Origin of the sequence: Streptomyces nanshensis (assembly GCF_001751255.1) — a bacterium.
Classification (GTDB): domain Bacteria; phylum Actinomycetota; class Actinomycetes; order Streptomycetales; family Streptomycetaceae; genus Streptomyces; species Streptomyces nanshensis_A.
In genome coordinates, this window is sequence record NZ_LJGW01000676.1 from 1 (window position 1) to 6851 (window position 6851).

4 protein-coding genes and 1 pseudogene are annotated in these 6851 nt (G+C 73.6%); 1 reads left to right on the plus strand and 4 read right to left on the minus strand.

Going from position 1 to position 6851, the window contains the following annotated elements; all coding sequences use genetic code 11:
- Nucleotides 1-146: 146 nt before the first annotated feature.
- Entirely contained in the window at nt 147-1613 is a 1467-nt protein-coding gene (locus tag AN218_RS31475; protein ID WP_244900881.1) for a phytoene desaturase family protein, read from the plus strand.
- Between the two features lie 137 nt (nt 1614-1750).
- Here the strand turns inward: AN218_RS31475 and AN218_RS31480 are convergent, their stop codons facing one another.
- The 4 genes and pseudogenes from AN218_RS31480 to AN218_RS31495 all read right to left on the minus strand — a co-directional run.
- Nucleotides 1751-2743, minus strand: coding sequence for a response regulator transcription factor (locus AN218_RS31480; protein ID WP_171908868.1), 993 nt, complete (start codon nt 2741-2743; stop codon nt 1751-1753).
- A 292-nt stretch (nt 2744-3035) separates the two neighbouring features.
- Nucleotides 3036-3989, minus strand: coding sequence for a phosphoribosylaminoimidazolesuccinocarboxamide synthase (locus AN218_RS31485; RefSeq protein WP_070020432.1), 954 nt, complete (start codon nt 3987-3989; stop codon nt 3036-3038).
- A 217-nt stretch (nt 3990-4206) separates the two neighbouring features.
- Nucleotides 4207-5703: a N,N-dimethylformamidase beta subunit family domain-containing protein gene (locus tag AN218_RS31490; protein ID WP_070020433.1), complete on the minus strand. Its 1497-nt coding sequence runs from the start codon at nt 5701-5703 to the stop codon at nt 4207-4209.
- 128 nt (nt 5704-5831) lie between these two features.
- Nucleotides 5832-6851 (minus strand): annotated as a pseudogene (locus AN218_RS31495) (hypothetical protein); the annotation flags it as partial.

The window sequence follows — 6851 nt, forward strand, 5'->3', positions numbered from 1 at the left end:
GCGGCGGAGGCCGCGCCGCAGAACGGGACGCCCGTGCCACAGGCCAACGGCACGCCCGCCCCGGACCGGAACGGAACACCGCCGCCGCCGCGGCAGAACGGAACGCCCGCACCGCAGTCCGACGGCACGCCCGTGGGCGGCTCTCGGTGACCTCCGCCGTGGACGCCGCGATCGTCGGCACCGGCCCCAACGGACTCGCGGCCGCGGTGACTCTGGCGCGGGCCGGACTCCGGGTCGAACTGCACGAGGCCGCGGAGTCCTTCGGCGGCGGGCTGCGCGGCGAGGCGTACTTCGACAGCGACGTACGCCACGACGTGTGCTCCGCCGTCCATCCGATGGCCGCCGCCTCGCCGTTCTTCCGCGAGTTCGACCTCACGGCCCGCGGCGTCGAACTCCTCGCCCCCGACATCGAGTACGCACATCCGCTGGACGACGGACGCGCGGGCCTGGCCCACTCCGGTCTCGACGCCGCCTGCGAGGGCCTCGGCCCCGACGGGCCGCGCTGGCGGCGCATCATGGAGCCGCTGGTCGAACACAGCGCGGGGCTCGTGGAGTTCTTCATGAGCGGCCAGCGCTCCGTGCCGGGCGACCTCGCCGCGCCGCTGCTGCTCGCGGCGCGGCTGCTGCCCCGCCGGCTGACCGGCGGCTTCCGCGAGGACGTCGCGCCCGCGCTGCTGACCGGTGTCGCCGCACACGCCGTCGGCAGGCTGCCCACCCTCACCTCGGACTCCGTCGCGCTGCTGCTGGGCCATCTCGCGCACGGCTCCGGCTGGCCGCTGCCCCGCGGCGGCAGCGAACGTATCGCCCAGGTCATGGCGGACGACATCCGTGCGCACGGCGGCACGATCCACACCGGTTCGCCCGTCACCGGCCTCGGACAGCTCGGGCACGCCCGCGCCGTCCTGCTCGACACCACGCCCACCCGGCTGCTCGACCTCGCCGACGGCCGCCTCCCGGCGGGCTACGCACGGCAGTTGGGCCGTTTCCGCTACGGACCGGGCGCGGCGAAGGCCGACTTCCTCGTCTCGGAGCCCATCCCGTGGACGTGCCCCGAGGTCGGCCGCGCGGGCACCGTCCACCTGGGCGGCACCCGGGAGGCGATCGCCCGCCAGGAGAACCTCACCGTGCGGGGCACGCCCACGGACGAGCCGTTCGTCCTGGTCGTGGACCCGGCGGCCACCGACCCCGGCCGTGCACGCCCCGGGAAGCGGCCGGTGTGGGCGTACGCGCATGTGCCCAACGGCGACCGCCGGGACGCGGTGGAGCTCGTGACGTCGCGCATCGAGAGGTACGCGCCCGGGTTCCGCGACACGGTCCTCGCCGCGCGCGGCACCGCGGCCGGCGACTACGAGACGTACAACCCGAACTACGCCGGCGGCGACATCGGCGCCGGCGCGATGACCCTGTACCAGTCGGTCGCGCGGCCCGTGCCCCGGCTCGACCCGTGGCGCACTCCGCTGCCCGGCGTCTATCTCTGCTCGGCCTCGACGCCGCCGGGGCCCGGAGTCCACGGTATGTGCGGCCACTTGGCGGCGCGCTCGGCGCTGCGGCACACCTTCGGGATCCGCAGGGCGCCGTCGCTGCGGCCCACGACGACGACCGCCCCGGCCTGAGCCCGGCCCGTACGCGCTCGTACGGACAGGAACCGGGACCGGCTCCGCGTCCGTCAACCGCCCCTCCCCCCACACACACGGGCCCCGGTTCGGGGACGGGGCCCGTACGAGCGCAGGCGCGGCCGAGGCTCCGGCCGTCAGATCCAGCCGCGCTCCCGTGCCAGCAGCGCCGCCTGCGGACGGTTCCCGGCGCCCAGGAGCTGCATCAGATCGGCGATGTAGCGCCGGTACGTACGGACGGAGACGCCCAGGTCGCGGGCGCCCGCCTCGTCCTTGCCGCCGGAGCACATCGCGCGCAGCACCGAGCGCTCCAACTCGGAGGGCGCGTCCTCCTCCGTACGCCACTCGCCGAGCAGCGATCCCAGGTCCTCCGACTCGGCCCAGATCGATTCGAAGAGGGCGAGGATGTTGGCGACGACCCCGCTCTCCTGCGCGAACAGCGTGCCCTTCGTGGCGTCTTCGGGGTCGACGGGGACGACCGCGGTACGCCGGTCGTACATCTGGATCTCCGCCGAGGTGTGGTTGACGAGCCGTACGCGCGCCCCGTGCGACTCCAGTTCCCGCAGATACGCCACCGTCGGGGCGTGGTCGAGGGCCTTGCGCTCCAGGACGGTGCGCACCGACAGCCCCCTGCGCAGGCAGCGCAGCACACGCGGGCGTGCCTGGTCGATCTCCTCCTGGCCCAGCGCGACGCCGGGTTCGACCAGGGCGACGTCCTCGCGTGCGAAGAACGCCAGGTCGTCGATGCGGTCGCGGATCTTCGCGGGTTCGGTGACCTGCTCGATGCCGACGACGGCCGGCTCGCGCTCTTCGCCGCGCTCGGCGCGCAGCGAGGCCACCAACGGCTGGAGCTGCGTGACGCGTTGCAGCTTCTCGTGCAGTTCGTGCAGGCGCAGATCCAGCAGACGGGCCACCGCCACGTCGGGGTCGGCCGCCGCAAGCCCCTCGGACTGCCTGCGCAGCAGGCCGAGTTCGCGCAGCCGGCGCAGCTCTCTGCGCGCGGCGTTCGGCGGCAGCCGGAGCTGGTCGATGATGCCGTCGAGCCCTATGCCCGGCTCTCGCAGACAAAGCCGGTAAATGTGCTCCTGTTCCTCGGAGAGACCGAGATACGACATCTCGTTCGTGCCCAAGGTCGATTCCCCCTGCCGATCGCCCGCTAGGACCCCGGCACATGGGATGGTCGTCAAAGTTTTGGTCCCCACGTGCCGGAACAGCATTCCGAGCATAGAAAAAACGAAGGCGTCCAACACCCCTCGGAGAGGGACCATTTCGCAGGGCCCCCGCATAAAGGGCCCGTCTGCCCCCGTATGCACCTTCTGCTCGGAGGAATCGGCTCCGGGGAATTCTCCGTGCGTTCGTCTCCTGCACCAGCCCGCGGTGTGCGCGGTGTTTCTCAATCCCCTCTGCGCGTACGGGATTTGCTCAGCGCAGCGGCCACGTCCAGTCGAGCCCGGTGAGCATCCGGTACGCCTCGGCGTACTTCTCGCGGGTCTCTTCCACGATGTGGTCCGGCAGCGGCGGCGGGGGCTGCTGGCCGGTGCGGTCCCAGCCGGACTCGGGTCCGCAGAGCCAGTCGCGTACGAACTGCTTGTCGAACGAGGGCTGTGCGCGCCCCGGTTGCCAGGCGTCGGCGGGCCAGAAGCGGGAGGAGTCGGGCGTGAGCACCTCGTCGCCGAGCACCAGGCCGACGTCGGTCTCGGCCGCGACGCCGATCCCGTCCTCGCCGTCGCCCGGCGAGCGTCCGAACTCGAACTTGGTGTCGGCGAGGATGATGCCCCGGTCGAGGGCGATCTCGCGGGCGCGCTGGTAGACGGCGAGGGTCAACTGCCGTAGCTGGGTGGCGGTTTCGGGGCCGACCTCGCGGGCGACCTCCTCGTAGCTGACGTTCTCGTCGTGGTCGCCGACGGCGGCCTTCGTGGCGGGCGTGAAGATCGGGCCGGGCAACTCCGAGCCGTCGGTGAGCCCTTCGGGCAGCGCGAGACCGCAGACCGTACGGGAGCGCTCGTACTCCGCGAGGCCCGAGCCGGTGAGATAGCCGCGCGCCACGCACTCCACCGGGATCATGTTCAGCGAGCGGCACACCGTGGTGCGCCCCTCCCAGTCGGCCGGGGCGCCCTCGGGGACGTCGGTGCCGAGGACGTGGTTGGGCACGAGGTCGGCGAGCTGCTCGAACCACCACAGGGAGAGCTGCGTGAGGATCCTGCCCTTGTCCGGGATCTCGGTGGGCAGCACCCAGTCGTACGCCGAGATGCGGTCGCTGGCCACCATGACCAGGTCGCCCGCCTCGTTGCGGTACAGATCGCGCACCTTGCCGGTGTGCAGATGCAGCAGGCCCGGGACCTGTACGGGGTCGGGCTTCTCCACGAATCCGGACACTGTTCCTCCGGGACGGTCGGGGGCTTCACGGGCTCCCCGGCGGGGCGCGGGAGAACGCCCGGGGAGTGCGCTTCAGCTCCCGATTGTCCCGCAGGCGGGCAGGGCACACCTCCCGGGGCCCGGGGCGGCGGGCACGCGCGGGCGCACGCAGGCACAGACGGGCACGGGACGCGTACGGGCGCGTACGGTCCCGGGCGGTCCCCGGCGGGGGCGGCGCTCAGTCGCCCTTGACCACCCGCTCCAGCAGATTCGCCGTCGCCCGCTGCACGCGGGCGTCCACATGGCCCGGCCGGTCGAGCGCCGGCGACCACGCGAAGGTGCCGGAGCAGAAGACCAGTCCGCCCGAGGGCGCCCGGTACAGCGACGTCTCCTGGTGGCGCAGGGCGCCACGGGTGTCCTGGTACGGGGAGTGCGCGAGCAGCGCGCGCTCGGAGTGGGCCGGCAGCGCCGTACGGGGAAAGTAGCGGTCGGCCTCGCCCGCGACCAGCCCGGGCAGTTCGTCGCCCTCGGCCACGTCCGCCGCGTCCCACAGCCAGTGGTCGCTGTTGCGCACCACCAGCGGATACGGCTCGGGCACCTGCCCCGCGTACTGGATGCCCAGCACCCGCTGCTCCGGTTCGCCCTGGGCGCGCCACTGCGCGCTGCGGCCGGTGCCGCGGCGCTTGCGGCACGTCAGCAGCCGGTCGGGGGAGCCGCCGGGCAGCGGGTCCAACTGGGCCTGCCAGAACATGGTGTTGGCGGAGAGGAAGACCAGCGAGGTGCCGGCGTCCCGGGCACGCTCCACGGCGCGGCGCATGGGCACCGTCCAGTACTCGTCGTGGCCGGGGAAGATCACGCCGCGGCAGCGCGCCGGATCGACGCGGCCGGCGTGCAGATCGCGGGCGTCGGCGTAGGCGAGGCCGTAGCCCTGGCGTTCGGCCCAGCGGACGAAGTCGTAGGCGTGGCCCACGTGAAGGGGCAGTCCGGCCCCGGCGTACGGGCGGTCGAAGGAGACCGTGACGGCGGCCTCGGACTCGCCCAGCAGACGCCCCTCCTCGTCCCACGCGTGGTAGAGGCTGGCGCCGGTGCGGCCGTCCTCGGGGAAGAGGTTGTACGCCTGCCAGGTGAGGTCCGGCAGTACGAGGAGGAGTTCGGCCGGGTCGGGGTCGCGCACGGTGAAGGGGATGTGCGAGCGGTGCTGCCCGTCGGCCGTAGTGAGAACGGCCACATAGGCGCCGCTGGACCAGTGTTCGGGGATCTGGAGGCGCCAGGAGAGCCACCAGTGGTGGCAGGAGACCGTCTTGTCGGCGGTGAGCGGAGCGGGCTGGCTGATGCCGGACAGCCGCGGGCTGGTGGTGATCTTGCGGGCGCCGTCGCCGCCGTAGTGGCCGATGCGGTAGATGTCGACGCCGAAGGGCTGCGGCGGGTCGACGGTGATCCGGAAGTCGAGGGAGTCGCCCGGGGCCGTGCCGCCGTCGCTTCCGGCGAACCCCTTGATCTGGCAGTGCAGATCGTCGGCGGTACGCGGGCGTCCCACGCCGGGGCTGCGGTGGATGCGCTCGCCGGAGAGCACGTCCTCCAGGCCCGTGTGGTCCACGTACCAGGGCACCATGCGGCCGTTGTCGAAGTACTGCTCCCCGAACCGGAGCCAGGGGAGCGGCCCTTGGCCGAACGGGTCCGTGACGGCGTGCGCGAGCGCCCCCGACTCCCAGCGCCGGACGTTCTCTCTCCCCACCTGTGATCCCACCCCAGTGCTCGCCGACCCCCGACGCGTCACACCCCATCACATCGGGCGCACGGAGCGTCACCCCCCGCATCGGAAGCGACCCGTGCCGAACGGGCCTGACCTGCTGCGATGCGGAGTCAGACGAGGCGGACCGGTTTCTCAGGGCGGACGCCGACGGCGGCCATCCAGGCGCGCAGCGGCTGGGCGTCGCCGTCCTCCACCAGCGCCAGCACCGGACCGGTCAACTCCGCGGCACGTGAGCCGTCGACGAGGAGCGCGGGACCGTCGAGCCAGTCGAGGCCGGGCGCCGCGCCCGCGCTGTCGACGGCCGCGCAGCACACGACGGCGGCGATGTGCTCCGTCATCAACTCGCGTCCGGTGCGCGGCGCCTGGAGCGGAAGCCCCATCGGCGAGAGGGCGGGACCGTCTCCCGTGCCCGCTATGAGCGGACCCACGAGGGCCTCCTCCCAGGTCTCGTGCGGGGTCTCGCGGGCGGCGGCCGCCCCGATGCGGGCGGCCAGCTCCTCCGTACGGTCCTCGCCGCCGCGGCCCTCATCGTCGCGGCCCTCATCGTCGATGTCCTCGCCGCCCGCGCCGGCGGTGAGCCACTCCATGACGCGGGCCGGGGTCGCGGCCTTGTGCGCGGCGCCGCCGGGACGGTCCAGGCCGTCGAGGTGGGTGAAGAGACGGGCGGCGCGGGTGCGCCAGATGCGGTCGACGACCTCCTCCGGATACGCCTGCCAGTCCAACGGCGCCCAGCCGGGCCCCGGTTCGGGCGGGCCGCCGTGGAAGAGGCGGGCCGCGAGGAGCGAGACCGCCTCGTCGACGGCGCCCGGCTCGTCCAGCAGATCGCAGGCGGGCCGCTCGCCCAGGCGCGAGGTGAAGCCCTCGGCGAGCGCGTCGCGGTGGGACAGCTCGGTCAGCGCGGAGACCACGCCGGCGTCGAGCCGTGCGGGCCAGCGCCCTATGCGCCAGGCGGGCAGGGCGACACGGGTCAGCAGCCTGTCCCAGCCCGCGTAGGCGAGGCCGACCTGTTCCTGCGCGGCCGTGCGCAGCGCGTGGTCCACACCCTGTGCACGGGCGGCGGCAGCGGCGGCGACTCCGCGCTCCATCTCGGCGGCGTGCGGCGCGCAGGCGCGGAGCATCAGCCGGGCGCA